This is a genomic window from Microbacterium luteolum (assembly GCF_039533965.1).
GTDB classification, from domain to species: domain Bacteria; phylum Actinomycetota; class Actinomycetes; order Actinomycetales; family Microbacteriaceae; genus Microbacterium; species Microbacterium luteolum.
The window spans coordinates 759,457-783,886 of record NZ_BAAAUN010000001.1; the positions used below are offsets into that span (position 1 = coordinate 759,457).

The 24,430-nt window shown below is 68.1% G+C and carries 27 protein-coding genes; 4 read left to right on the forward strand and 23 right to left on the reverse strand.

What is annotated here, in order from left to right; genetic code table 11:
* Positions 1 to 9 precede the first annotated feature (9 nt).
* Positions 10 to 651 carry a class I SAM-dependent methyltransferase gene (locus tag ABD648_RS03760; RefSeq protein WP_282217364.1) on the forward strand — a complete coding sequence of 214 codons (642 nt, stop codon included), beginning with the start codon at positions 10 to 12 and terminating at the stop codon, positions 649 to 651.
* 21 nt (positions 652 to 672) lie between these two features.
* On the opposite strand, the gene dapF is transcribed toward ABD648_RS03760, so the two are convergent.
* The 18 genes from dapF to ABD648_RS03850 all read right to left on the reverse strand — a co-directional run bounded on the left by dapF (position 673) and on the right by ABD648_RS03850 (position 17,225).
* A complete protein-coding gene (gene dapF, locus ABD648_RS03765; RefSeq protein WP_282217365.1) occupies positions 673 to 1,545 on the reverse strand; it encodes a diaminopimelate epimerase in 873 nt (290 codons plus the stop codon).
* A 45-nt stretch (positions 1,546 to 1,590) separates the two neighbouring features.
* A complete protein-coding gene (locus tag ABD648_RS03770) occupies positions 1,591 to 2,118 on the reverse strand; it encodes a dihydrofolate reductase family protein (protein WP_282217366.1) in 528 nt (175 codons plus the stop codon).
* A gap of 37 nt (positions 2,119 to 2,155) precedes the next feature.
* On the reverse strand, positions 2,156 to 3,070 hold the full coding sequence (miaA, locus tag ABD648_RS03775; RefSeq protein ID WP_282217367.1) for a tRNA (adenosine(37)-N6)-dimethylallyltransferase MiaA: 915 nt from the start codon (positions 3,068 to 3,070) through the stop codon (positions 2,156 to 2,158).
* Positions 3,067 to 4,614, reverse strand: a complete 1,548-nt coding sequence (gene miaB, locus ABD648_RS03780; protein WP_282217368.1) for a tRNA (N6-isopentenyl adenosine(37)-C2)-methylthiotransferase MiaB — start codon at positions 4,612 to 4,614, stop codon at positions 3,067 to 3,069. Before miaB ends, miaA begins: the two co-directional genes overlap by 4 nt.
* A 47-nt stretch (positions 4,615 to 4,661) precedes the next feature.
* Positions 4,662 to 5,570 carry a regulatory protein RecX gene (locus ABD648_RS03785; protein WP_282217369.1) on the reverse strand — a complete coding sequence of 303 codons (909 nt, stop codon included), beginning with the start codon at positions 5,568 to 5,570 and terminating at the stop codon, positions 4,662 to 4,664.
* A complete protein-coding gene (gene recA, locus ABD648_RS03790; RefSeq protein ID WP_282217370.1) occupies positions 5,570 to 6,625 on the reverse strand; it encodes a recombinase RecA in 1,056 nt (351 codons plus the stop codon). Before recA ends, ABD648_RS03785 begins: the two co-directional genes overlap by 1 nt.
* Positions 6,626 to 6,892: 267 nt before the next feature.
* Positions 6,893 to 7,117, reverse strand: coding sequence for a DUF3046 domain-containing protein (locus ABD648_RS03795; RefSeq protein WP_282217371.1), 225 nt, complete (start codon positions 7,115 to 7,117; stop codon positions 6,893 to 6,895).
* A 23-nt stretch (positions 7,118 to 7,140) separates the two neighbouring features.
* Positions 7,141 to 7,449 (reverse strand): helix-turn-helix domain-containing protein, encoded by a 309-nt coding sequence (locus ABD648_RS03800; RefSeq protein ID WP_060925763.1) that lies wholly within the window; start codon positions 7,447 to 7,449, stop codon positions 7,141 to 7,143.
* 141 nt (positions 7,450 to 7,590) lie between these two features.
* Complete coding sequence (locus tag ABD648_RS03805; protein ID WP_282217372.1) at positions 7,591 to 8,079, reverse strand: CinA family protein; 489 nt, start codon at positions 8,077 to 8,079, stop codon at positions 7,591 to 7,593.
* Positions 8,076 to 8,651, reverse strand: a complete 576-nt coding sequence (pgsA, locus tag ABD648_RS03810) for a CDP-diacylglycerol--glycerol-3-phosphate 3-phosphatidyltransferase (protein WP_282217373.1) — start codon at positions 8,649 to 8,651, stop codon at positions 8,076 to 8,078. The genes ABD648_RS03805 and pgsA overlap by 4 nt, the downstream gene beginning before the upstream one ends.
* Entirely contained in the window at positions 8,651 to 11,368 is a 2,718-nt protein-coding gene (locus ABD648_RS03815) for a DNA translocase FtsK (RefSeq protein ID WP_282217374.1), read from the reverse strand. The genes pgsA and ABD648_RS03815 overlap by 1 nt, the downstream gene beginning before the upstream one ends.
* Positions 11,369 to 11,441: 73 nt before the next feature.
* Positions 11,442 to 11,936, reverse strand: coding sequence for a GNAT family N-acetyltransferase (locus tag ABD648_RS03820; RefSeq protein ID WP_282217375.1), 495 nt, complete (start codon positions 11,934 to 11,936; stop codon positions 11,442 to 11,444).
* A 76-nt stretch (positions 11,937 to 12,012) separates the two neighbouring features.
* On the reverse strand, positions 12,013 to 13,689 hold the full coding sequence (locus ABD648_RS03825) for a ribonuclease J (RefSeq protein ID WP_282217376.1): 1,677 nt from the start codon (positions 13,687 to 13,689) through the stop codon (positions 12,013 to 12,015).
* Between the two features lie 53 nt (positions 13,690 to 13,742).
* A complete protein-coding gene (dapA, locus tag ABD648_RS03830) occupies positions 13,743 to 14,720 on the reverse strand; it encodes a 4-hydroxy-tetrahydrodipicolinate synthase (protein WP_282217377.1) in 978 nt (325 codons plus the stop codon).
* Between the two features lie 28 nt (positions 14,721 to 14,748).
* Entirely contained in the window at positions 14,749 to 15,168 is a 420-nt protein-coding gene (locus ABD648_RS03835; RefSeq protein WP_282217378.1) for an EF-Tu/IF-2/RF-3 family GTPase, read from the reverse strand.
* Positions 15,169 to 15,181: 13 nt separating this feature from the next.
* Positions 15,182 to 15,943, reverse strand: coding sequence for an SDR family NAD(P)-dependent oxidoreductase (locus ABD648_RS03840; protein WP_282217379.1), 762 nt, complete (start codon positions 15,941 to 15,943; stop codon positions 15,182 to 15,184).
* Entirely contained in the window at positions 15,943 to 16,419 is a 477-nt protein-coding gene (locus ABD648_RS03845; protein ID WP_282217380.1) for a dihydrofolate reductase, read from the reverse strand. The genes ABD648_RS03840 and ABD648_RS03845 overlap by 1 nt, the downstream gene beginning before the upstream one ends.
* Positions 16,416 to 17,225 carry a thymidylate synthase gene (locus ABD648_RS03850; protein ID WP_282217381.1) on the reverse strand — a complete coding sequence of 270 codons (810 nt, stop codon included), beginning with the start codon at positions 17,223 to 17,225 and terminating at the stop codon, positions 16,416 to 16,418. Before ABD648_RS03850 ends, ABD648_RS03845 begins: the two co-directional genes overlap by 4 nt.
* Positions 17,226 to 17,342: 117 nt before the next feature.
* Between ABD648_RS03850 and ABD648_RS03855 the strand changes: the two genes are divergently transcribed.
* The 3 genes from ABD648_RS03855 to ABD648_RS03865 all read left to right on the forward strand — a co-directional run bounded on the left by ABD648_RS03855 (position 17,343) and on the right by ABD648_RS03865 (position 18,855).
* Entirely contained in the window at positions 17,343 to 17,756 is a 414-nt protein-coding gene (locus tag ABD648_RS03855) for a thioredoxin family protein (protein WP_282217382.1), read from the forward strand.
* A gap of 21 nt (positions 17,757 to 17,777) precedes the next feature.
* Positions 17,778 to 18,344, forward strand: a complete 567-nt coding sequence (locus tag ABD648_RS03860; protein ID WP_282217383.1) for a DUF4395 domain-containing protein — start codon at positions 17,778 to 17,780, stop codon at positions 18,342 to 18,344.
* Between the two features lie 85 nt (positions 18,345 to 18,429).
* Positions 18,430 to 18,855 (forward strand): OsmC family peroxiredoxin, encoded by a 426-nt coding sequence (locus tag ABD648_RS03865; RefSeq protein WP_282217384.1) that lies wholly within the window; start codon positions 18,430 to 18,432, stop codon positions 18,853 to 18,855.
* Between the two features lie 24 nt (positions 18,856 to 18,879).
* Here the strand turns inward: ABD648_RS03865 and ABD648_RS03870 are convergent, their stop codons facing one another.
* The 5 genes from ABD648_RS03870 to ABD648_RS03890 form a co-directional block, all read right to left on the reverse strand.
* Entirely contained in the window at positions 18,880 to 19,314 is a 435-nt protein-coding gene (locus ABD648_RS03870) for a hypothetical protein (RefSeq protein WP_282217500.1), read from the reverse strand.
* Positions 19,314 to 20,054 (reverse strand): 4-hydroxy-tetrahydrodipicolinate reductase, encoded by a 741-nt coding sequence (gene dapB / locus ABD648_RS03875; RefSeq protein WP_282217385.1) that lies wholly within the window; start codon positions 20,052 to 20,054, stop codon positions 19,314 to 19,316. The genes ABD648_RS03870 and dapB overlap by 1 nt, the downstream gene beginning before the upstream one ends.
* Positions 20,055 to 20,105: 51 nt before the next feature.
* Entirely contained in the window at positions 20,106 to 20,708 is a 603-nt protein-coding gene (locus ABD648_RS03880; protein WP_116635185.1) for a histidine phosphatase family protein, read from the reverse strand.
* Positions 20,709 to 20,778: 70 nt separating this feature from the next.
* On the reverse strand, positions 20,779 to 21,819 hold the full coding sequence (locus tag ABD648_RS03885) for an aldo/keto reductase (RefSeq protein ID WP_282217386.1): 1,041 nt from the start codon (positions 21,817 to 21,819) through the stop codon (positions 20,779 to 20,781).
* 218 nt (positions 21,820 to 22,037) lie between these two features.
* Positions 22,038 to 24,314: a polyribonucleotide nucleotidyltransferase gene (locus ABD648_RS03890; protein ID WP_282217387.1), complete on the reverse strand. Its 2,277-nt coding sequence runs from the start codon at positions 24,312 to 24,314 to the stop codon at positions 22,038 to 22,040.
* Positions 24,315 to 24,430: the final 116 nt, after the last annotated feature.

Sequence of the window (24,430 nt, forward strand, 5' to 3'; positions counted from 1 at the left end):
GCTCACCGTATGGGGTCTGATCACTACTTCACTGCGGCCCCGGCAAGCCCCGAGAACCTGCGCGCGATCCGTGTGTCGCTCGCAGGCCGTGAGCTGGATGTCACCACCGCAGGTGGCGTCTTCAGCCCGGATCGGCTGGATGCCGGAACCGCCGTGCTCCTCGCCAACATGCCCCCGGTACCTCCGGGCGGCAATCTTCTGGACCTCGGAAGCGGGTGGGGACCGATCAGTCTCTCGATGGCCCTCGCCGCTCCGCACGCGACCGTGTGGGCCGTGGACGTGAATGAGCGAGCCCTCGATCTCGTCCGCCGCAATGCTGCGGCTCTCGGGCTCACCAATGTCAACGCCTCGCTGCCTGACGATGTTCCCGATGACGTCACGTTCCGCACGATCCGCTCGAATCCCCCGATCCGCGTCGGCAAGAACGAGCTGCATGGACTGCTGGAACGCTGGATCCCGCGCCTCGACGACCGCAGCGACGCGTGGCTCGTGGTGCAGCGCAACCTCGGTGCGGACTCCCTGCAGCGCTGGATCGGCGCGACCTTCCATCCCGGCTACAGCGTGTTCCGCACCGCCACGGGCAAGGGCTACCGCATCCTCAAGGTGCGCAAGCACGGCAGCCCGCCGACCGAGCCCATCACCGTCGCCTGAGCGGCCGTCGCCTGACGCCGATCAGACGAGGTCTACCTCGCCCTGGAACACCAGCTGGGCGGGTCCGGCCAGTCCGACGTGCTCGCCGTCCTCCGCCGGGAACATGCGCACGCTCAGCGTGCCGCCCGGCACCTCGACCTGCCAGTTGTTCGGTGCCTGCTCGCCGGCCCAGTACCGCACCGCGAGTGCCGTCGCGGCGATCCCGGTGCCGCAGCTGAGGGTCTCGCCGACGCCGCGTTCGAAGACGCGCATGCGCACGTGACCGATGCCGTCGCGGACCAGAGGCTCGCCCGGCACCACGAACTCGATGTTCGCACCGGCCGGCAGTGCAGGCTCGAGGTCCGGCGCGCGGTGCAGTTCCGCCGCGGCGAGTTCGGCCTCCGAGGCCAGGGCGACGACGACGTGAGGGTTGCCGACGTCGATGCCGAGACCGGGACGCGTGACCGGCAGCCCGTCCACACGCACCAGGGGGTCATCCCCGGAGAGCTTCCACAGGCCGAGATCCACCTGATACCCCGTCGCGCTCCGCGTCACATCGCGCACGCCGGCCCGTGTTCCGATGGGCAGGGTCGAGCCCTGTTCGATGGTGGCGAGTCCCGCACGCACGAGGAAATGCGCGAACACGCGGATGCCGTTGCCGCACATCTCGGCGATCGAGCCGTCGGCATTGCGGTAGTCCATGAACCACTCGGCGTCGGGTTCTTCCGCGAGTGCGGCGGCGCCCTCGGCGATCGCAGAGGACCGCACCACGCGCAGGATTCCGTCCGCGCCGATTCCGAAGTGCCGATCGCAGAGCACGGCGACCTGCTCGACCGTCAGATCGAGCTCTCCGTCGGGGTCGGCGATGATGATGAAGTCATTGCCCGTGCCGTGTCCTTTGGTGAATGCGACCATGAGCCCAGTCTAGGGATTGCGGGAGGGCGGCCCGGTCCACGCCGCTCAGGCGCGCAGCACCCGATACCGACCGCAGAGAAAGCTGCGATTGCGGGCGACGTCGAGGAGTTCGAGGTCGAGTTCACGCGGCAGCAGCGGAGCTCCGGAACCGAGCGTGACCGGCGCATACTGCACCCACACCTCGTCGAGCAGTCCGGCATCAGCGAACTGCCCCGCGAGGTCTCCTCCCCCGATGACCCAGAGGTCCTTGTCGCCCGCGGCCTCGACCATCTCGGCATGCACCTCGGCGATGTCGGCCCGGGTCAGACGGATGTCGGCCCCATCGGGAACCTCGAGGTCCCGATGCGTGAACACCCACGCCGGCTGGGTGTACCCCCAGCGGCCCTCCTCGTGCCGCATGACCCATTCATAGGTCGAGGCGCCCATCGCCAGCGCACCGATCGTCTTCTCGAACCCCTGATAGGCCATCGGCCCCTCCGGGTCGATGTCCTGCTTCAGCAGCCAGTCGAGCGAATGCTCGGATGTGGCGATGAACCCGTCGAGGCTGGACGCCGTGAAGAAGTGTGTCGTCATTCCGACAGAGTGGCATCGACGTCCGACATCCGATCCTTCAGACGTCGAGGAGCCTGTCGACGTCCGCGGGTGCATCGTGCCATTCGGCCTCGCGGTACCGCTTGAACCAGGAGACCTGGCGTCGGGCGTAGCGTCTCGTCAGTGCCTGGGTCTCGGCGATCGCCTCCGCTTCGGACAGTCGACCGTCGAGCTGTCCGAGCGCCTGCGCGTAGCCGATCGCGCGACTCGCGGTCACGCCGCCCTCGAGACCGTGACGGCGAAGGCCGGCGACCTCGTCGACGAGCCCCGTCGCCCACATCCTCTCGACACGGGCATCGAGGCGTTCGACCAGTGCCGCGCGATCGACCTGCAGGCCGATGATGCGGGTGTGCCGCTGCCAGAGCGTCGGGTGCTCGGGGAGCGCAGCGCCGTGCGTGGCCCCGCCCTGCTCGAGGACCTCCAGCGCGCGGACGACACGTCGACCGTTGCGGGGGTCGATGCGCGCCGCGGTCACCGGATCCCGTGCCCGCAGGCGCTCCATGAGGACGTCCGGCCCATCCGCTTCCAGCTCCCGCTCCAGCCGCTCGCGGATCGCCGGGTCGCGCGGGGGGAAGTGGAACTCGTAGACGACGCTCGAGACGTAGAGACCGGAGCCGCCGACGAGGATCGCGTCTCCCCCGCGCTCGTGGATCGACGTGATCGCCGTCCGCGCCTGCGGCTGGTACCAGGCGACCGCGGCCTCCTGATCGACCTCGCGGACGTCGAAGAGATGATGCGGGATACCTCGTCGCTCGGCGACCGGAAGCTTGGCGGTGCCGATGTCCATGCCCCGATAAAGCTGCATGGCATCCGCGTTCACGATCTCCGCGGGGTTGCCCTGCGAACGCAGAGCCTCAGCGAGGTCGAGAGCGAGGTCGCTCTTGCCGGTGCCGGTCGCGCCGACGACGGCCCAGAGTCGCGGGCCGTCGGTCACACGCCGACGCGCAGAGTGGGAAGACCGAGGGAAACGGCTCGGGGGCGGCCGTCCGAGGTCGGAGCCGGCACGGCGCAGGACTCGGACTGCGCGCGGTCCCAAGCGTCTCCGCCGCGGGTACGCCGGATTCGCAAGGGTGCACCCGTGGGGTCGTCGGCGAGCAGGTGGAAGGGGGCCGCGTGCGTGACGGTCACGGTGACGACGTCGCCGGGTCGCGGCAGGTCGGAGCCGGGGGTCACCTCGAAGTGCACGAGGCGGTTGTCCTCCCCGCGACCGGTGAGGCGGTGCGTCTCGGCATCCTTCTTGCCCTCGCCCGTCGAGACGAGCACGTGGATCTCGCGGCCGATCTGCTTCTGGTTCTCCTCCAGGGAGATGCGCTCCTGGAGGGCGATCAGACGGTTGTACCGGGCCTGGACGATCTCCTTCGGCACCTGGTCTTCCATCGTCGCGGCGGGCGTGCCCTCTCGGATCGAGTACTGGAAGGTGAAAGCCCCCGAGAAACGCGCCTGCTCGACGACGCGCATGGTGTCCTCGAAGTCCTCCTCGGTCTCGCCCGGGAAGCCGACGATGATGTCGGTCGTGATCGCGGCGTGCGGGATGCGCTCGCGGACGCGGTCGAGGATGCCGAGGAACCGTTCACTGCGGTACGACCGCCGCATCGCCTTGAGGATGCGGTCGCTTCCGGACTGGAGCGGCATGTGGAGTTGCGGCATCACGCTCGGCGTCTCGGCCATGGCGTCGATGACATCGTCGGTGAAGGCGGCGGGGTGCGGACTTGTGAAGCGGATGCGCTCGAGGCCCTCGATCTCGCCGGCTGCGCGCAGCAGCTTGCCGAACGCCTGACGGTCGCCGAACTCGACGCCGTAGGAGTTCACGTTCTGTCCGAGCAGCGTGACCTCGATCGCGCCGTCGTCGACGAGCAGTCGGAGCTCGTTCAGGATGTCGCCGGGACGACGATCCTTCTCCTTGCCGCGCAGGCTCGGCACGATACAGAACGTGCAGGTGTTGTTGCAGCCGACAGAGATCGAGACCCAGCCGCTGTGAGCCGAATCCCTCTTGGTCGGCAGTGTCGACGGGAAGACTTCGAGAGACTCGAGGATCTCGAGCTCGGCGTCGCCGTTGTGGCGTGCACGCTCGAGAAGACCGGGCAGCGAGCCCATGTTGTGCGTGCCGAAGACGACGTCGACCCAGGGCGCCTTGTCGAGCACGGCCTGCTTGTCCATCTGTGCGAGGCAGCCGCCCACGGCGATCTGCATGCCGTCCTTGCGGCGCTTCACGGAGGCGAGATGCCCGAGCGTGCCGTACAGCTTGCCGGCCGCGTTGTCGCGCACCGCGCACGTGTTGATGATCACCACGTCGGCCTCGGTGCCCTCGGACGCGCGGACGTATCCGGCGCTCTCCAGGGAACCGGACAGACGTTCCGAGTCGTGGACGTTCATCTGGCACCCGAAGGTGCGCACTTCGTAGGAACGCTGTCGGCCGTCGACATCGATGGCCGCCGACGACGCGCTGATGATCGTCGGTTCGCTGCGCGGGATAGTCATGATCCTCCCATTGTACGAGCGGATCACAGCCCGAGGAGCGACGCGGCTCAGTCCGAATCCACGAAGCGGACACCCGACGATGAGCCACCGGACGAGACCTCGCGCAGCGCTGTCTTCGCTGCGTTCATCGCCACCGCGCCGTTGTATCCGCGGCGCGAAAGCTGGCCGACGAGGCGACGCACGGCCGTGTCGTTGTCGAGTCTGGCCATCGACCGGGCCTTGGTGCGGGCGTACTCGAGAGCGCGCTCGGAATCATCGTCGGGCAGTTCGTCGAGGGCCGCGTCGATCACGTCACGCGGAAGACCGCGCTGCGACAGGGCTCGAGACAGCGCGACTCTCCCCTGCCCCTTCCGCTCGACTCCGGACGTGACGAGCAGACCGGCGAGGACGGCATCGTCAAGATATCGTCGCCGGGTGAAGTCGTCGATCACATCGTCGATCTGACCTGCTTCGAGGCCGTGTCCGCGGAGAACCAGCCGGGCCTCAGAGATGGAGAGTGACTTGGCTCGAAGTTTGCGGAGCAGCGATTCCTCGGCGGTGGCGCGGATTTCGTCAGGTGACTGCACTGGCTCCGAGCCGTCGTCGTCCAGTGCGGCCTGAAGATCGCGCAGGGCGCGAAGCTTCGGTGCGGATTTCTCCGCCAGCGACTTCTCCGCCGGCGACCTCTCCGGTCCTGCAGCCTTCGCCGCCGCTGCCCCTCGCGCCGGGTGGCGGTCACTCGGCGTGCCGATCTCTCGCGCGTCGCCTATGTGCGTCGGCTCAGACGGACCGTCCCACGTCGAACGCCACAGTCCGGAATCGCCGGTACGGCGTGGCACGACCGCTTCACCTGTGCCTGCATCAGCCGCAGACGACGACTTCGACGCAGGCGCGTTCTCGGAGCCGGCGGTCTTCTTGCCGAAGAGAGGAATGATGGGGGCGATCCGCTCGGAATCGCCCCCACGTGTGTCACTCATCAGGCCGGACGACGCTCGGCGAGCTCGTCAGCAGCCACGGGGGCCTCGGGTGCGACGTGCCCGCCGATGCCGAGCTTCTGCTTGATCTGCGTCTCGATCGCCAGAGCGACGTCGGGGTTGTTGAGCAGGAAGGTGCGGGCGTTCTCCTTGCCCTGGCCCAGCTGGTCACCGTCGTAGGTGTACCAGGAGCCCGACTTCTTCACGATGCCGTGCTCGACGCCGAAGTCGATCAGGCTGCCTTCGCGCGAGATGCCGACACCGTAGAGGATGTCGAACTCGGCCTGCTTGAAGGGCGGCGCCATCTTGTTCTTGACGACCTTGACCCTGGTGCGGTTTCCGACCGCATCCGTGCCGTCCTTCAGCGTCTCGATTCGACGGATGTCGAGTCGCACCGATGCGTAGAACTTCAGAGCCTTACCACCGGCCGTGGTCTCGGGAGAGCCGAAGAAGACACCGATCTTCTCGCGCAGCTGGTTGATGAAGATCATCGTGGTGTTCGTCTGGTTGAGACCACCGGTGAGCTTTCGCAGAGCCTGCGACATCAGTCGCGCCTGCAGACCCACGTGCGAGTCGCCCATCTCGCCCTCGATCTCGGCACGGGGCACGAGAGCCGCCACCGAGTCGATGACGATGAGGTCGATCGCACCGGAGCGCACGAGCATGTCGGCGATCTCGAGTGCCTGCTCACCCGTGTCGGGCTGCGAGACGAGGAGCGCGTCGATGTCGACGCCGAGCTTGGCCGCGTAGTCGGGGTCGAGCGCGTGCTCGGCATCGATGAATGCGGCGATGCCGCCGGCACGCTGCGCGTTCGCGATCGCGTGGAGGGTCAGCGTCGTCTTACCGGAGGACTCCGGTCCGTAGATCTCTACGATGCGACCACGCGGAAGACCTCCGACGCCGAGAGCGACGTCGAGGGCGATGGAGCCGGTCGGGATGACGGCCACAGGGGCGCGATCATCGCTTCCCAGGCGCATGACCGAGCCCTTGCCGAACTGGCGGTCGATCTGGGCGAGTGCTGTCTCGAGGGACTTCTCGCGGTCGGCGGGTGATGGCATGGTCTGCTCCTTCTGTTCGCGTGGTGCCGCCTGTAGGCTGCCGCGGCACTCCCGACTGGGAGTAGCTCTCCGACAAGGCGTATGGCTCTGGGCCTGTTCCTCACCGTAGAAGGAGCCTCCGACATTGCATCGGAGTATCCGGGAACCGTGTGGAACGAAACTCAGAGACCACTTGTGCAGAAGACTACGCCCGCTTCGAACAGATCTTCGACGACACGCCGCGATCGGCGTGTCGGATACCGCACGACTCGAACGGGACGCGAGACGTCAGCGACGCCGAGGTTCCTGACGGCCGACGCCGTGTCGCCGGTTGTCCGGCACGTCCATCTCCGCGCAGAGCGCGAGCCAGATGTCGCGGGGCGGTGCACCGTCGGCGAGAGCCTCGACGGCGGTCCGGTTGCCGAGCGCACCGAGAACGAGATCGTTCACCAACGACGAGGCACGGGCCTGGAACTCCGTCTCGACGGCACGAAGGAACTCGCTACGACGCATCCTGTCTCCGGGCCGGCAGACGGTCAGTGCAGGGAGAGCTCGGGCTCGATCGACGCCACGAGGTCATCGGGGACGACATCCGGGAACACCTGGATGCCCTCGAGCACGGAGATGCGATCGCCGACCTCGCGCATGATCGTCGAGATGGGTACGTCGAGCGCATCGGCGACGGAGGCGAGGATCTCGCTCGACGCCTCTTTCTGACCCCGCTCGACCTCACTGAGGTATCCGAGCGCGACAGAAGCCTTGCTTGCGACCTGCCGGAGGGTGCGCCCCTTCTGCAGGCGGAAGTCCCTCAGCACATCGCCGATTTCCTGTCGTACAAGAATCATCGGAACCTCCTCCCCGTTATATTCACCGAGTTCCCCCTCGATGAGACAGCCAGTCTAGTCCCCTTGGCTTGCACAGAATCTACCCCTGCACTCTGTGGTTTCAATGTGAGCACATCGGAGATAACCGCAGAATGCGCGCCACTATTCCTGCAGCATCTCGAGCAGGAATCCGAGCGCGTCGGAGACGGAATGCGCACGGATCGCGGCGCGGTCGCCATCGAGGTGCAGCTCCCGCGTCTGCGTGGCGAAGGGCGTGACGACTCCGATGTGCACGGTCCCGACCGGTTGGCCGTCCGGTGAATCCGGGCCGGCGATCCCTGTCGTCGATATCCCGACGTCGGCCGCACGCCCACCGACGCCGACGACACGTCGCACCCCTTCCGCCATCTGCCGTGCGACCTCCGGATGCACCGGCCCATGCTCGGCCAGTGTTCCCGAGTCCACGCCGAGGACGGTGTGCTTGACCGGGGTCGCATAGGCGACCACTCCCCCGAGCAGGACCGCGGATGCGCCGGGTATCGACACCAGTTCCGCACAGAGCGCTCCGCCGGTGAGGGACTCCGCCACACCCAGCGTCCATCCGCGACGCTCCAGTGCGGACAGCACCTCGGCCGCCGGGGAAGCACTCACGACTTCTGCCGCGACCCTCTGACCTGAGCGACGATGTAGTCGATGCCGCTCGCCACGGTGAGCACCAGCACGATGATCATGAGCAGGAAGGTGATGAGAGTCCAGGGGCCGAGGCCGATGACGACATGGAGGGGCAGCAGCGCCCAGCCCAGAGCCACGCCCTGGAAGGCGGTCTTGATCTTGCCCATCCAGGCGGCGGCGACCACATGCTCGCTGGCCACCATGAGCCGATGGACGGTGATCCCCCACTCGCGGATCAGGATGATGACGACGATCCACCAGTCGACCTCGCCGAGGATCGCGAGCCCGATGAATCCGGCACCCGTCAGCATCTTGTCGGCGATCGGATCCCACAGCTTGCCGAAATCGCTGACGATGTCGTACTTGCGGGCGAGATAGCCGTCGACCCAGTCCGTGGAGATGCCCACGATGAACAGGATCGCGGCGATCCAGCGCAGCGTCGGCTCCGGAATCCCGTAGGTGCCGCCGAGCAGGAGCAGGATGAAGAAGACGACGGCGAGCGGGATACGCGCGATCGTGATCGCGTTGGGCAACTGCCGTGGAATGGCCATCAGTCGCGACCCGTCAGGCCCCAGGCGTCTTCATCGCCCTCGGCCTCCACGACCGGCAACCCGCTGAACTGCGCCTCGACCGGATCGTGCGAGGGAGCAGCAGAGGCCGCCGACGTCACGGAAGGCGCAGAGGGTGCAGACGGCGCGGCAGGAGCATCCTCGCCGCGGAGCTTGGCCATCACCTGGGGAAGCTGTTCGGCCGTCGCGAGCACGTCGCGCGCCTTCGATCCCTCCGACGGGCCGACGATCTCGCGCGACTCCAGCAGGTCCATCAGACGACCGGCCTTCGCGAATCCGACACGCAGCTTGCGCTGCAGCATCGACGTCGAGCCGAACTGGGACGACACGATGAGCTCGGCGGCCGCGAGCAGCAGTTCGAGGTCGTCGCCGATGTCCTCGTCGACCTCTTTCTTCTTGGTCGGCTCGAGCGCCTCCTGCACGTCGGGACGGTAGTCCGGGCGCGCCTGGCGGGTGACGTGCTTGACGACCGCGTCGATCTCCTTCTCATCGACCCAGGCGCCCTGCAGACGGAACGGTTTCGAGGAGCCCATCGGCGAGAACAGGGCGTCGCCCTGACCGATGAGCTTGTCGGCTCCCGGGCTGTCGAGGATCACGCGGCTGTCGGTCACGCTGGTGACGGCGAAGGCGAGGCGCGACGGGACGTTCGCCTTGATCAGGCCGGTCACGACGTCGACGCTGGGTCGCTGCGTGGCGAGGACCAGGTGGATGCCGGAGGCGCGGGCGAGCTGGGTGATGCGCACGATCGAGTCCTCGACGTCGCGCGGGGCGACCATCATGAGGTCGGCCAGCTCGTCGACGACGACCAGGAGGTACGGGTACGGCTTGAGCACGCGCTCGCTCCCGACCGGCAGCTCGACCTCCCCGGCGCGCACGGCGCGGTTGAAGTCGTCGATGTGGCGGTAGCCGAACGACGCGAGGTCGTCGTACCGCATGTCCATCTCCTTCACGACCCACTGCAGCGCCTCGGCCGCCTTCTTCGGGTTCGTGATGATGGGGGTGATCAGGTGCGGGACGCCCGCGTAGCTGGTGAGCTCCACGCGCTTCGGGTCGATCAGGACCATCCGCACGTCGGCGGGCCGCGCCCGCATCAGCAGGCTCGTGATCATCGAGTTCACGAAGCTGGACTTACCGGAACCGGTCGAACCGGCGACGAGAAGGTGCGGCATCTTCGCGAGGTTGGCGATCACGATGTTGCCGCCGACGTCCTTGCCGACGCCGATGGTCATCGGGTGCGTGCTCTTCTGGGCGGCGGGAGAGCGCAGGACGTCTCCGAGCGCCACCATCTCCTTGTCGGCGTTGGGGATCTCGATGCCGATGGCGCTCTTTCCCGGAATGGGCGAGAGGATGCGGACATCGTTCGATGCGACGGCATAGGCGAAGTTGTTGCTGAGCTGCAGGATCTTCTCGACCTTGACGCCGTGGCCGACCTCGACCTCGTACTGCGTGACCGTCGGGCCCCGCGAGAAGCCCGTCACCTTCGCATCGACCTTGAACTGCGTCAGCACGCTGGTGATCTGCTCGATGACCTTGTCGGTCGCCTCGGAGCGCATGACGGGCGCAGGCCCCTCTACGAGCAGGCCGGGCGACGGCAGGATGTACGGGGCCACGGGGGCCTGAGGCCCTCGGTCCCCCGGACCTTCGGTGCCGAAACCGTCGAGGCCCGGAAGCTCGGGCATCTCGCCCGTGTCGGACTCGTCGTCGAGAAGCGCGGTCGCCTGCTGCTCCGCGAGCGAGTCGGTGACCGAGCGGACATCGGTCAGCACTTCGGTGGCGGCGTCGTAGGGATTCTCGACCACCACGGCCTGATCGTAGGCGGGGGTCGGCTCCGCCGTGTTCAGCAGGGCCGTGATGTCATCGGAGCCGAGAGTCCCCTCGTCGGGGTCCTCCTCACGGCCGGTCTTGTTGCGTCGCCACCACGGCAGCACGTCCGGATCGTCGACCTTGTCGGCCTCGTCGATCGCGGCCGCATCCTTCGCGGGCTTCTCGGTGCGCTCCGCGTCGAACATCCAGGCGTAGAGGTCGCCGAGGCGCGCGCCGATGCGGTTCGGCGGGGTCTTGGTGAGGATCAGGACGCTCAGTGCAGCGAGAAGCGCCAGCACGATGTAAGCGGGGATGTCGGTCAGATAGGTCAGCGGCTGGCCGAGCATCCATCCGAAGAGGCCGCCCGATTCGCTGAGCGCGAGCATGCCCTCCTTGGGCTGCGGGCGGGATCCGGCGACGTGGCATATGCCAGCGAGAGTCAGCACGAACAGCCCGAAGCCGATCCCGATGCGCCCGTTGTCGTGCACGGAGGACGGATGCCGGAACAGCCAGCCCGCGAGCAGGAGCAGCAGCACCGGCATGACGAAGGCGACGCGTCCGATCAGTCCTCCGACGGAGAACGCGCTGATGTTCGCGGCGACGTCGTTGCCGATGAAGAACCACTCGTTCACCGCACCGGCGACCGCGAGCAGCACGAGCAGGAACGGGAATCCGTCGCGACGGTCGTCCTTCTCGAGGCTCTCCGGACCGAAGGCGCGGAACAGCCCTCCGACGCCGTGCGCCAGTCCCGTCCAGGCGCGGACCGCGACCGGCGGCCTGTCCTGCTCGTCGATGTACTTCTTGGGCGTGGGCTGGGCCTTGGGAGCCGTCTGCCGCTTGGGGCGCGACGATGCGCTCGTGGACGCACGCTCAGTCTTCGTGGAACTCCTGGCCATGCTCTCACGTTACGACGGACCGCCGACATATCCCCGTAATGACGCGGCTTTCCGCCGATCCGGCATCCGAGGCTCAGCCCGTTCGACGCACCATCGTGTCACGCATCAGACCCTCTGCCGTGACGTTGAACCCCTCGGACCGGTACAGGTTGCGCGCGAAGTTGTCGCGCTCCACGCTGAGGCTGATGCGCGCGTACCCCTGCGCGCTCGCCAGCTCCACGATGCCCCGCAGCAGCGTACGACCGACGCCGCGAGCCCGCCAGAGAGGGTGGACGCCGATGATGAGCTCCGGCACACCGGCGCCGACGTACCCGAATCCCGGCTCGTTCTGCGGCAGCATCCGGTACCAGGCGGCACCGACCGGAACGCCGTCGTCGCCGACGGCGATCAGTCCCTCGTCCGCGGCGCGCTTCCACCCGGCGAGGTATCGGCGGTGATCTGCGGACGTCAGCACCTCGTGCCGCGGCCGCACTCCCCCGGCGCGCCAGTTCGCGGCCTCGACGAGCATGTCGCCGAGGAAGACCGCGTCGGGTTGCGTGGCCCGCCGGGTGGAGAAGCCCGAGAACATGTCGTGAGCCTAGGGCGCGGCTGTTACGACGGTGTGTCGGTCAGCCGTGAGTGCGTGCGCCCGTCCGCGCGGGATGTCATGCCTCGATGACGAGCGGGACGATCATCGGACGCCGACGGAGCTTCTGGTTCACCCAGCGGCCGATCGTGCGGCGCACCACCTGCGACAGCGCGTGCGTGTCGCGGACACCGTTCCCTGCGGCCTCCTTGAGTGCTGCGACGATCTTCGGGGCGACGTCGTCGAAGACGGAGTCGTCCTCGGCGACACCGCGGGCGTGGATCTCCGGTCCCGAGATGATGCGCCCGGTGCCGGCATCCACCACGACGATGACCGAGATGAACCCCTCTTCGCCGAGGATGCGGCGATCCTTGAGATCGGCGTCCGTGATCTCGCCGACCGTGGAGCCGTCGACGTAGACGAAGCCGAGATCCAGCTGCCCGGTGACGCGGGCGACGCCGTCCTTCAGGTCGATCACGGTGCCGTTCGCCGCGATGATCGTGTTCTCCTCCGGGATCCCGGTGTCCTGGGCGAGCTTGGCGTTCGCGATCAGGTGGCGGTACTCGCCGTGCACGGGGAGCACGTTCTTCGGCCGCAGGATGTTGTAGCAGTAGAGCAGCTCGCCCGCGGCAGCGTGACCCGAGACGTGGACCTTCGCGTTCGCCTTGTGCACCACGTTCGCGCCGAGCTTGGTGAGGCCGTCGATCACGCGGTAGACGGCGTTCTCGTTGCCGGGGATGAGGCTGGAGGCGAGGATCACGGTGTCGCCCTCGCTGACCTCGATCGCGTGGTCGAGGTTCGCCATGCGGCTCAGGACCGCCATCGGCTCGCCCTGCGATCCGGTCGACATGTAGACGATCTGGTCGTCGGGGAGGTCGCGGGCCTTCTTGTAGTCGATCAGCACGCCCGCAGGGACCTTGAGGTAGCCCAGCTGCTCGGCGATCGTCATGTTGCGGACCATGCTGCGACCGAGGAACGCGACGCGGCGTCCGTTCGCGTAGGCGGCGTCGATCACCTGCTGCACACGGTGCACGTGGCTCGAGAAGCTCGCCACGATCACGCGGCGGGGAGCCTTGGCGATCACCTGGTCGAGAACCGGGCCGATCGAGCGCTCGGTGGGAGTGAATCCGGGCACGTCGGCGTTGGTCGAATCGACCAGGAACAGGTCGACACCCTCCTCGCCGAGACGGGAGAACGCCCGCAGGTCGGTGATGCGGCCGTCCAGCGGCAGCTGATCCATCTTGAAGTCGCCGGTCGCGAGGACCATGCCCGCAGGGGTGCGGATGGCCACGGCGAGAGCATCCGGGATCGAGTGGTTGACCGCCACGAACTCGAGGTCGAACGGGCCGACGCGCTCCTCCTGGCCCTCGGTGACCGTGAGCGTGAACGCCTTGATGCGGTGCTCCTTGAGCTTCGCCTCGACGAGCGCGAGCGTCAGGCCCGACCCGATCAGCGGGATGTCGCTCTTCAGGCGGAGCAGATACGGGACGGCGCCGATGTGGTCCTCGTGACCGTGCGTGAGGACGACGCCGACGATGTCATCCAGGCGGTCGCGGATCGGCTCGAAGTCGGGAAGGATCAGGTCGACACCCGGCTGGTGCTCCTCGGGGAAGAGCACGCCGCAGTCGACGATCAGGATCTTGCCGTCGTACTCGAACATGGTCATGTTCCGGCCGATCTCGCCGAGGCCGCCGATCGGGATGACCCGGAGCGTTCCTTCGTCGAGGGCGGACGGTTCTGACAGGGGGATGGACATGCTGTCTCCTCAGTCGGACACTGTGCGCGTCCGTTCGTTCGTGGCGACGCGGCTCAGCGCGTCGTGCCGTGCACCTTCGGCAGGGCACCACCCGCAGCCGCATTGCGGTCGGGTCGGAAGTTCGAGAAATCGGCGCCGGGGACATCCTTGACGAGGTCGAGCTCGTCCTCGATGAGAGCGGCCTCCCACTCCTCCGGACCGACCAGGGGAAGGCGCACGCGCGGGCTCGAGATGCGACCGAGGCCGTGCAGGATGTACTTGGCCGCGACGGTGCCGGGCACATGCGTCATCACCGCGCGCACGAGCGGCTCGAGACGCTTGTGCTCTGCGGTCGCCGTGGCCAGGTCGCCGTTGTTCACCGCGTCGATGATGGTGCGGTACGGAGCTGCCGCGACGTTCGCTGTGACGCCGATGAGGCCCGTCGCGCCGATCGCGAGGTGCGGGAGGACGTTCGCGTCATCGCCGGAGAAGTACATCAGATCGGTCTGGTTGAGCACGCGGCTCACCTCGGAGAAGTCGCCCTTGGCGTCCTTCACCGCGAGGATGTTGGGGTGCTTCGCCAGGCGGAGGATCGTCTCGTACTTGATCGGCACGCCGGTGCGGCCGGGGATGTCGTAGAGGATCACCGGCAGATCGGTCGCATCGGCCACCAGCCGGAAGTGCGTGAGGATGCCCGCCTGCGTCGGCTTGTTGTAGTACGGCGTGACGATCATGATGCCGTCGGCGCCGGCCTTCTCGCTGGCCTTGTACAGCTCGATGGCGTGCGCGGTCTCGTTCGAGCCGCCGCCCGTGATGATCTTGGCGCGGCCCGCCGATACGGACCTCCCGACCTCGACGAGCTTGAGCTTCTCCGGGTCCGTCAGGGTCGAGGTCTCGCCTGTCGTTCCCGTCACGACGATGCCGTCCGCGCCTGCGGTGATCACGTCATCGATGTGCTTCTCGACGGCGGGCCAGTCGACTTCGCCGTCGGCCGTCATCGGAGTGACGAGCGCGACGAGAACCTGTCCGAAGGGGTTGCCCGAGTGCGTCATGCCACCAGCGTATCGGTTCGGATGCCCCTCACCCAGACGAGGCGACCCGGATGACGTCCCCACGGGCCACGTCGGTCCTGCCGCGCAGCAGCACCCCGATCATGGTGCCGGCGGATGCCGCGTCCGCATGCTTGCGGAACATCTCGATGCCGGTGATCTCCGTGTCGGCGACCGGGGCCCCGTCCCGGAGAACGACCACGGCGTCGCCGACCCGGATCGTCCCGGTCGTCACGGTGCCGGTCGCGACCTGGCCGCGGCCCGTGATGGTGAAGACGTCCTCGACGGCGAGCTGGGCCGCATCGCCGGCTGCGCTGACGAATGCGGTTTCCTCCCGCGTCGTCGTCACGCCGTTCGCCAAGGCGGCGAGGCGCACCGCCTCCGCCTCGTTGTACTGCCGCAGGATCTCGTTCGCGTCCTGCGGATCGCGTCTCCTGCGGAACCATCCCATGCGCCGGGCCCGATCAGACGCGACCACGGCGCGCGACGCCGGACGTGAGCGCGCTCGGAAGGATGCCCGTCAGTGCCACGATCGCCTTGTAGCGCAGCGAAGGGATCGACACGGAGCGCCCGAGAGCCGCATCCCGGAGACCCACCCGCACCACATCGCGGGCGTTCAACCACATTAGGTCGGGAACGCCCTCCTGGCCCACCGCGAGACCCATGCGCTCATGGAACGTGGTGTGCGTGAATCCGGGGCACAGCGCGGTCACCGAGACACCGTCACGGGAGTACTCGGCGTTCGCCCAGCGACTGAATCCGATCAGCCAGGACTTGCAGGCGGAGTATGTGGAGCGGGAGATGAATCCGGCGACGGACGCGACGTTGATGATGCGTCCGCCGCGACCGCGCATGGTCTGCAACGCCGCGTGCATGAGCCGCATCGACGCCTCCACGTGGACGCGCAGGTGCCGGACCTCGTCATCGATGTCGTTGTCCGCGAACTGCAGGGGAAGTCCGAAGCCGGCGTTGTTGACGAGCAGATCGATCGGGTCTCCGGCATCCCGCAGCCGATCGGCGACCTTCGTGACGCCCTCGTCGTCGGCGAGATCGGCGACGAGCACCTCCACCGCCACACCGAACTCGCTCCGCAGATCGGCGGCCAGGGAGTTCAGCGCATCCTCCGAACGGGCCACGAGGATCAGGTCTGCACGGCGACGAGCGAGCTGCCGGGCGAACTCGGCGCCGAGGCCGGCGCTGGCTCCCGTGATCAGTGCGGTGGGCATCAGCGCTCGTACCCGAGGAACCGGTAGCGGGTGCCGGTGCGAGAGGTCTGCCACTCCCCTTCGTCGACGAGCCGCCACCCGGCCTTGGACGGCGCGTACGCGTCACCCGTGACGTCGAGCTCGATCTCGGTGACCTCGAGCCGATCCGCGTCGCCGATCACGAGGCGGAAGATCTCGGCGCCGCCGATGATCCAGACCCTGTCCTTGCCGCGGACGGCCTCGGCGACGTTCGCCGAACGATGCGCGCCCTCGGCAGCCCAGTCCTGCTGGCGGGTGATGACGATGTTCTCGCGTCCTTCGAGGGGACGGAACCTCTCCGGCAGGGAATCCCAGGTCTTGCGGCCCATCACGACCGGCGCGCCGAGCGTGACCTCCTTGAAGTGCGCGAGGTCCTCCGGCACGTGCCACGGCATCCCGCCCTCGGCGCCGATCACTCCGCCCTGTGCCTCCGCCCAGATCAGGCCCACCCAGGTCATACCGCCACCGCCGCGCGGATCGGGGCGTGGTGCTGGTAGTCCTCCACGACGAGGTCCTCGTAGCGGTAGTCGAGGATCGACTCCGGGGTGCGGGCGAAGCGCAGCGTCGGATAGGCGAAAGGCTCGCGCGTCAGCTGTTCGCGGACCTGCTCGAGGTGGTTGTCGTAGATGTGGCAGTCGCCGCCCGTCCAGACGAAATCACCGGGCTCGAGACCGACCTGCTGGGCGATCATCATGGTGAGCAGGGCGTACGACGCGATGTTGAACGGCACGCCGAGGAACATGTCGGCACTGCGCTGGTACAACTGGCACGACAGCCGGCCGTCGGCGACGTAGAACTGGAACAGGGCATGGCACGGGGCGAGCGCCATGTCGGGGATGTCGGCCGGGTTCCAGGCCGACACGATGAGGCGGCGCGAGTCCGGGGACTGACGGATCTGCTCGATCACCTGAGAGAGCTGGTCGATGCTCTCGCCGTCCGGCGTCGGCCACGAGCGCCACTGCACCCCGTACACCGGACCCAGATCGCCGGTCTCGTCGGCCCACTCGTCCCAGATGGTGACGCCGTTCTCCTGCAGCCACCGCACGTTGGAATCGCCGCGCAGGAACCAGAGGAGCTCGTACGCGATCGACTTGAAATGCACCCGCTTGGTGGTGATCAGCGGGAAGCCCTTCGACAGGTCGAAACGGATCTGCCGTCCGAAGACGCTGGTGGTGCCCGTGCCCGTGCGATCCGACTTGTGCGTGCCGGTCTCCAGCACGTCGCGGAGCAGGTCTTCGTAGGGTGTCGGGACGGCTGCGCTCATGACAGCCACGATACCTGTCGGCTGTGGGCTCCGGGCGGATGGCGTCCCACCGCGTGCCGATCGTCACGGTCGGAAACATCGGCCCTCGACCCCCTCCGGGCGACGTACTCTCGACGCATGTCGCCAGCGCTCGCGGGAGGGATCGCGGCAGCACTCCTGGTGCTCGCCACGATCATCGGAGTGACCCTGCGCCGCCGAGACGGGCGCAGGCTCGATGCCGGCGCGCTCCGCTTCGACCGGGCGGATGCCGCTGCGGCCGAGTTCGGCTCCCGCGCGACGCTCGTGCAGTTCAGCACGGAGATGTGCGCGCGCTGCCCTCAAGTACGGCGGATGCTGCACGCATACGCCGCAGACCACGACGGTCTGAGCCACATCGAGGTCGATCTGACCCATCGACCGGACCTGTCGGCCCGGTACAAGGTGCTGCAGACCCCCACGACCTTCGTGATCGACGGCTCCGGCGCCGTCCGGGCGCGTTTCCACGGCGTCCCGCATCGTCACGCCCTCACCGAAGCCGTCGCCTCCGTCTGAGGCGCGAAGACTGGAGCACCCATGACCACTCCCGCAGGCATCGATCCGCGCGGCCCGCGCTTCGCCGCCACGATCACGGCCGTCCTCCTGCTGGTGGCGACGTTCCTGGCGCTGATCGGGATCTCGACGGCGCAGGCGACCGGCTGGTTCGCCTACCAGCCGTTGGCGGACGCGACCTTCGTCCCCGGCACGTGGGCGATCACCTCGGCGTCGCTCGCCCAGCGCGCCCTCGACCCGGGCTTCCTCGTCACCGTCGTCATCGCCCTCCTGTTCCTGTGGAGCGTCGTGTCGCCGGGAACCGCCCCCTGGGGCGTGCTGTTCCGCCGCCTCGTGCGCCCTCGCCTCGCGCCGCCGGCCGAACTCGAAGATCCCCGACCGCCGCGGTTCTCGCAGGGCGTCGGACTCTTCGTCGTCGGCATCGGCCTGGTCCTGCATCTGATCGGCGTTCCGTGGGCGCTCCCGATCGCCACGGCCGCCGCCTTCATCGCCGCGTTCCTGAACGCCGCCTTCGCCTTCTGCCTCGGATGCCAGCTCTACCTGCTGCTGCAGCGCGCCGGCATCATCGGCCGGGCGGCTTCCACGGCCTGATCGCTGTTCCGTCGGCCCGGCGCGGTCGATAGGCTGGCCGCGACGCACCCCGCACACCGAGCGGGACGCGAGAACCGGAGGAATCATGCCCGTCACCAGCGAAGCCGCCAGCACGTGGACCGGATCGCTCATGGAGGGGTCGGGCACCGTCGCGTTCTCTTCGTCGAACCTCGGCACCTTCCCGATCAACTGGAAGGCGCGCAGCGAGGGCAGCGACACGACGACGACGCCCGAGGAGCTCATCGCCGCGGCGCACTCCTCCTGCTTCAGCATGGCGCTCTCTCACGCCCTCGCCGAGAACGGCACCCCGCCGGAGAAGGTGAACACCAGCGCGTCGGTGACGTTCAAGCCCGGCGTCGGCATCACCGGCAGCCACCTCAACGTGAACGCGGTCGTCCCCGGCCTGTCGCCGGAGAAGTTCCAGGAGATCGCGGCAGAGGCCAAGACCGGCTGCCCGGTGTCTCAGGCGCTGGCCGGCATCGAGATCACCCTCGAGGCCACGCTGGCCTGAGGCTGATACCGCTCGTCGCCGGGGTCAGCGTCGCGCGAGGCGGATCGCCTCGCGGATGCTGGCCCTGGCGTCTTTCCGTCGACCGGCCGCGTCCTGGACGACGCCCAGCCGATACCGGGCACGCCAATCGCCCGATGCGGCCTCGGATTCGGCCGCATACCGCGCGATCAGCGGATCGGCGTCTGCGCGGGCGATCCGTCCGCTCGGGGTCAGCTCGGTCTCGACGGGAGGCATCCCTCCCTCAGCGTCGAGCGTGCGTCCGAGGCGGTCGGCGGCGAAACCGAACTGCATCTCCCGGACGAGCGCCCACGCGCCGATCGGGGCGAGCACGACGAGCGTGATCCCCATGCCGATCGAGATGGGGGTGCCGACCGAGATGAACATCACGGCGAGCCAGATGGCGACGGCGAGGTACACGAGCAGCGCCGCGGCCATCAGGCCGACGCCGATCCGCGACATCACGAGCGGATGCCGATGTCGATCATGTGCTCCAGCCCCACGATCACGCCCTTCGCGTCGCGCGCGAACGGCACGGCGAGGCGGATGCCCGGCGCATAGGCGAGGGCGGGATCGACCGTGTCGTGCGTGAAGGTGAGCGACTCGCCGGGGCCGGAGAGGATGACCTCCTGCTTGGCGACGACGCCGGGTCGACGCAGCGAGTGGATCGGCACGCTGCCGACCTGCTGACCGCGGGCGCGCTGATCCGCGTGCGGCGCGCTCACCGGTCCCTGCTCGGCCCGCGCCGCCGCGATGAGCTCGGCCGTGCGCACCGCTGTGCCGCTCGGCGAGTCGATCTTGGTCTCCTGGTGCGCCTCGATGATCTCGGCCGAGCCGAAGAACGGTGCTGCCGCCGCCGCGAGGGCCGAGCCGAGGACCGACCCGAGCGAGAAGTTCGGGATGAAGACCACGCCGGTACCCGCGGCCTCGACCAGCGGTCGTACGAGCGCGATCCGCTCCGCCGACCACCCCGAGGTCGCCACCAGGACGTTGATGCCGCGCTCGACGGCGGAACGGACGACGTCGATGCTGATCTGCGGCGTTGACGCGTCGACGACGAGGTCGGCACCGTGCAGCTCGGAGAGATCGCTCGACGAGGTCAGCACGCGGCTCACCTCGAAGCCCTCGAGATCATCGATCACCGCGTGGATGATCTTCCCGAGCTTCCCGGTTCCGCCGACGAGTGCTACCTGCGAAGTCATGCGTCCAGTCTATGGAGCGGACGACCGCTTGCGGCCGGGGCGCGCGGGGCGTCAGACGGGCATCGGGTCAGGGATGCCGGTGCGCAGCTCGAACGGCAGATGCCCGGTGTCGTTGTGATTGAGCAGCGTCCACGGCCGACCCTGCTTCTGCGCGATGATCGTCAATCCGCAGTGGGCCTGGTTGAGGGTCATCCAGCGCCACTCGGGCGCTCCGAGCACCTCGCGGACGAACCAGGAGATGACGAAGTTGTGCGTGATGAGGACCTCGTGCACCTCGCCGTTCTTGCGCATGAGGAATTCGTTGACCGCGTCGGCCATCTGTGCGCGACCCGCGTCGATCTCGGCGTCGGAGATCGACCCGAAGAAGGGCTCGAACGCCGCAGGAGTCTCTTCCGTCATCCCGGTGGGGACGCAGTCGAACAGCAGAGCAGTCGGTTCGGGATCGACGGACGGGAGCCGACCGGCGATCGCACGGGCCGTCTCGTTCGCGCGCAGGAGCGGCGAGTGCCAGACCGCGTCGAGCGGGAGACCGGAGAGCCGATCGGCGATCAGCTCGGCCTGCCGCTGCCCGCGCGGCGAGAGGGGACCGTCGGCGAGGCCGTGCTCGGCATCCTGATGTTCACCATGTCTGACCAGATATATGTAATGCGTCACAAACTCGCTCGCTTCATCGCCAGCATCCGCCGGACCTCCCTTCCACCCTATGTCACGGGTGGGACGATGCTCAGTTGCCGGCTCGTGTGAGCTCGGCGACCTGGGTGCGCGAGAGCGTGACCCCCGCGCCCTGCATGAGCTCGTCGACGTGCTCGGTCGCGAAGGTGTTCACGATCGGGGCTGCGACGGTGCGCTGCGCCAGGAGCCAGGCGATCGAGACCGCCGCCACCGGAACCGCGAGTTCCGCGGCGACCTGATCCAGCGCGCGGAGGATCTTGATGCCCCGGCGGTTGAGATGACCACGCAGCTGCTCGCCGCGAACGCCCTGCGATGCGAGCGCCTTGTTGCGGTGGCGGCCCGAGAGGAAACCGTGTTCGAGTGCGTGCGAGGGCGTGACCGCGAGGTTCTGCGCCCCTGCGACGAGGCGCAGGTCGCCCTCGAACGGCTGCCGACGGAGCAGGTTGTACGGCGCGTCGATCACCTCGATGCGCGGGTAGCCCGCCGACGCCAGGATCCGCGCCTCGACGAGCTTCTCGGGTGCGAAGCCGAACGCGCCCACCACGCCGATCTTGCCGGCGTCCTTCAGCCATTCGACCGTGGCGAGCGTGTCTTCGACGTTCGTCGTCCTGTCGAGGGTGGCGTCGAGGTAGAGCACATCGATGCGCTCGACTCCGAGACGCGTCAGCGAGCCCTCGACGGCACGGACGAGGTTCACCGAGCCGAGCCCGGGGTTGTCGGCGTGAGCGCCGATGCGAACGCTCAGGATCGCCCGGTCGCGCTGCCCGCGTGAGCGCAGCCACTGCCCGAGGATGTGCTCGCTGCGACCTCCGGAGAAGCCGTCGGCCGTGTGGATCGCGTTGCCGCCGAACTCGATGTAGCGGTCCAGGATGCCGTGGCTCGTCTCCAGGTCGACGTTCCAGCCGAACTCCGCCGCGCCCAGCATCAGGGGGAACGTCTCGAATCCCGTCTCGCCGAGGGGCGTGCGGACTGTCTCGCCGACGCCGGGTCCGACGATGGGGATGGGCGCGGAGGGATGCTCGATGGAGGCGGGCTCAGCGGCCCCGTGGGCTCGCTCGTCCGACGCTCCCGCGCCTACGCTGAACAACCGCATACTCTCACCCCCGCGTCGATCGGTTGCGTTCCGACCTACGTCACTGCTTGTGGTGCACCCCCCGGTGCGTACTTCGAGGGTAAGCGACTTCGGCGAACGTCCCGACCAATCCAGGGAACGGCGCGAAAACTTCCGATAACGGTTTGGTCACGCCGTGAACGACGGAACCCGGGCCCATCCTGTGCGGACGGACCCGGGTTCCGGTTCGAGCGTGGAGCTTACTCGGCGGCTGCGTCCTCGGCGGGAGCGGCCTCGGCGGCGGGCGCATCGTCGAGCACGGGCTCGAGCGACAGCTTGCCGCGGTCATCGATCTTCGTGATCTTCACGAGGATCTTCTGACCGACCGAGAGGACGTCGTCGACGTTCTCGACGCGCTTGCCACCGGCGAGCTTGCGCACCTCGGTGACGTGGAGCAGACCGTCCTTGCCCGGCAGCAGCGAGACGAAGGCGCCGAACGTGGCGATCTTCACGACGGTTCCGAGGAACTGCTCGCCGATCTCGGGGTTGGTCGGGTTGGCGATCGCGTTGACCTGCGCACGTGCGGCCTCGGCCGAGGGGCCGTCCGTCGCGCCGATGTAGACGGTGCCGTCCTCCTCGATGGAGATCTGCGCGCCGGTCTCATCCTGGATCGCGTTGATCGTCTTGCCCTTCGGGCCGATCAGCTCGCCGATCTTGTCGACCGGGATCTGCACGCTGATGACGCGCGGCGCGGTCGGCGCCATCTCGTCAGGAGCGTCGATCGCGGCGTTCAGGACGTTGAGGATCGTCAGACGAGCCTCGCGGGCCTGGGTCAGCGCGCCGGCCAGAACCTGCGTCGGGATGCCGTCGAGCTTCGTGTCGAGCTGGATGGCCGTGACGAACTCGCTGGTACCCGCGACCTTGAAGTCCATGTCGCCGAGTGCGTCTTCCGCACCGAGGATGTCGGTCAGCGCCGCGTAGCGGGTCTCACCGTTGACCTCGTCGGAGACGAGTCCCATCGCGATACCGGCGACGGGAGCGCGCAGCGGCACACCCGCGTTCAGCAGCGACAGGGTCGACGCGCAGACGGAGCCCATCGAGGTCGAGCCGTTGGAGCTGAGCGCCTCGGACACCTGACGGATCGCGTACGGGAACTCCTCGCGGCTCGGCAGCACCGGCACGAGGGCGCGCTCGGCGAGGAAGCCGTGCCCGATCTCGCGACGCTTCGGCGAACCGACGCGACCGGTCTCACCGGTCGAGTACGGCGGGAAGTTGTAGTGGTGCATGTAGCGCTTGCTCGTGACGGGAGACAGCGAGTCGATCTGCTGCTCCATCTTGAGCATGTTCAGCGTGGTGACACCCAGGATCTGGGTCTCGCCGCGCTGGAAGATCGCGGAGCCGTGGACGCGCGGGATGACCTGCACCTCGGCGTCGAGCGGACGGATGTCCGCCAGACCACGGCCGTCGATGCGGGCGCCCTCGGTGAGGATACGACCGCGGACGATCTTCTTGGTGACCGACTTGTAGGCGGCGGAGAACTCGAGCGGGGCCGCGGCCGGGAGCGAACCCGACTCGGTGGCCTCGATGAGCTCGGCCTTGACGCGGTCCTTGATCGCGTCGTCGGCCGTCTGACGCTCGGTCTTGTCGGCGATCTGGTACACGCCGACGAGCTCGTCGTAGGAGCGGCCGGCCACGAAGTCGTAGACCTCCTGGCTGTACGCCGGGAAGACCGGGTAAACGCCCGGCTCCTTCGACGCGGTCGCGGCGAGCTCGGCCTGAGCCTTGACGAGCTGAGCGATGAACGGCTTCGAGGCCTCGAGGCCCTGGGCCACGATCTCCTCGTTCGGCTTGGTGGCGCCGGCCTTGATCAGGTTCCAGCTGCCCTCGGTCGCCTCAGCCTCGACCATCATGATGGCGACGTCTTCCGTGCCATCGGCCTTGGTGACGACGCGACCGGCGACGATCAGGTCGAAGACGGCCTCCGACACCTGCTCGGCGGTCGGGAAGGCGACCCACTGGTCGCCGTGGTCGCCGTGACCGGGGACGAATGCGAGACGCACACCCGCGACCGGACCCGAGAACGGCAGACCGGAGATCTGCGTCGACGCGGATGCGGCGTTGATGGCGAGAGCGTCGTAGAACTCGCCGGGAGCGATCGACATCACCGTGATGACGACCTGGACCTCGTTGCGGAGGCCGTCGACGAACGACGGACGCAACGGGCGGTCGATCAGACGGCAGACGAGGATCGCCTCGGTGGAGGGGCGGCCCTCACGACGGAAGAACGAGCCGGGGATCTTGCCGGCGGCGTAGGAGCGCTCCTCGACGTCGACCGTCAGCGGGAAGAAGTCGAACCCTTCGCGCGGGTGCTTGCCTGCGCTGGTGGCCGAGAGGAGCATGGTCTCGCCGTCGAGGTAGGCGGCGACTGCGCCCTGAGCCTGCTGCGCGAGGCGGCCGGTCTCGAAGCGGATGGTGCGGGTGCCGAAGCGGCCGTTGTCGAGAACGGCCTCGGTGGCGGTGATTTCAGGACCTTCCAAGAGGTCTCTCCTTCTTTGTTTAGACTCGCGAATCCATGTGACGCGCGAGCGCATTCAAGAGGAGCGGATACAGCAGGGTTCGGGCGCGCGGGCACTCCCGCGAACATCGCCTGCGC

What these genes read in the sequence shown, in the direction of transcription:
- ABD648_RS03760 (WP_282217364.1), top strand. Translation starts at nt 10, where the DNA reads ATGGGGTCTGATCACTACTTCACTGCGGCCCCGGCAAGCCCCGAGAAC.
- dapF (WP_282217365.1), bottom strand. Translation starts at nt 1,545, where the DNA reads ATGGTCGCATTCACCAAAGGACACGGCACGGGCAATGACTTCATCATC.
- ABD648_RS03770 (WP_282217366.1), bottom strand. Translation starts at nt 2,118, where the DNA reads ATGACGACACACTTCTTCACGGCGTCCAGCCTCGACGGGTTCATCGCC.
- miaB (WP_282217368.1), bottom strand. Translation starts at nt 4,614, where the DNA reads ATGACTATCCCGCGCAGCGAACCGACGATCATCAGCGCGTCGTCGGCG.
- ABD648_RS03785 (WP_282217369.1), bottom strand. Translation starts at nt 5,570, where the DNA reads ATGAGTGACACACGTGGGGGCGATTCCGAGCGGATCGCCCCCATCATT.
- recA (WP_282217370.1), bottom strand. Translation starts at nt 6,625, where the DNA reads ATGCCATCACCCGCCGACCGCGAGAAGTCCCTCGAGACAGCACTCGCC.
- ABD648_RS03795 (WP_282217371.1), bottom strand. Translation starts at nt 7,117, where the DNA reads ATGCGTCGTAGCGAGTTCCTTCGTGCCGTCGAGACGGAGTTCCAGGCC.
- ABD648_RS03800 (WP_060925763.1), bottom strand. Translation starts at nt 7,449, where the DNA reads ATGATTCTTGTACGACAGGAAATCGGCGATGTGCTGAGGGACTTCCGC.
- pgsA (WP_282217373.1), bottom strand. Translation starts at nt 8,651, where the DNA reads ATGGCCATTCCACGGCAGTTGCCCAACGCGATCACGATCGCGCGTATC.
- ABD648_RS03815 (WP_282217374.1), bottom strand. Translation starts at nt 11,368, where the DNA reads ATGGCCAGGAGTTCCACGAAGACTGAGCGTGCGTCCACGAGCGCATCG.
- ABD648_RS03820 (WP_282217375.1), bottom strand. Translation starts at nt 11,936, where the DNA reads ATGTTCTCGGGCTTCTCCACCCGGCGGGCCACGCAACCCGACGCGGTC.
- ABD648_RS03825 (WP_282217376.1), bottom strand. Translation starts at nt 13,689, where the DNA reads ATGTCCATCCCCCTGTCAGAACCGTCCGCCCTCGACGAAGGAACGCTC.
- dapA (WP_282217377.1), bottom strand. Translation starts at nt 14,720, where the DNA reads ATGACGCACTCGGGCAACCCCTTCGGACAGGTTCTCGTCGCGCTCGTC.
- ABD648_RS03835 (WP_282217378.1), bottom strand. Translation starts at nt 15,168, where the DNA reads ATGGGATGGTTCCGCAGGAGACGCGATCCGCAGGACGCGAACGAGATC.
- ABD648_RS03840 (WP_282217379.1), bottom strand. Translation starts at nt 15,943, where the DNA reads ATGCCCACCGCACTGATCACGGGAGCCAGCGCCGGCCTCGGCGCCGAG.
- ABD648_RS03845 (WP_282217380.1), bottom strand. Translation starts at nt 16,419, where the DNA reads ATGACCTGGGTGGGCCTGATCTGGGCGGAGGCACAGGGCGGAGTGATC.
- ABD648_RS03850 (WP_282217381.1), bottom strand. Translation starts at nt 17,225, where the DNA reads ATGAGCGCAGCCGTCCCGACACCCTACGAAGACCTGCTCCGCGACGTG.
- ABD648_RS03855 (WP_282217382.1), top strand. Translation starts at nt 17,343, where the DNA reads ATGTCGCCAGCGCTCGCGGGAGGGATCGCGGCAGCACTCCTGGTGCTC.
- ABD648_RS03860 (WP_282217383.1), top strand. Translation starts at nt 17,778, where the DNA reads ATGACCACTCCCGCAGGCATCGATCCGCGCGGCCCGCGCTTCGCCGCC.
- ABD648_RS03865 (WP_282217384.1), top strand. Translation starts at nt 18,430, where the DNA reads ATGCCCGTCACCAGCGAAGCCGCCAGCACGTGGACCGGATCGCTCATG.
- ABD648_RS03870 (WP_282217500.1), bottom strand. Translation starts at nt 19,314, where the DNA reads ATGTCGCGGATCGGCGTCGGCCTGATGGCCGCGGCGCTGCTCGTGTAC.
- dapB (WP_282217385.1), bottom strand. Translation starts at nt 20,054, where the DNA reads ATGACTTCGCAGGTAGCACTCGTCGGCGGAACCGGGAAGCTCGGGAAG.
- ABD648_RS03885 (WP_282217386.1), bottom strand. Translation starts at nt 21,819, where the DNA reads ATGCGGTTGTTCAGCGTAGGCGCGGGAGCGTCGGACGAGCGAGCCCAC.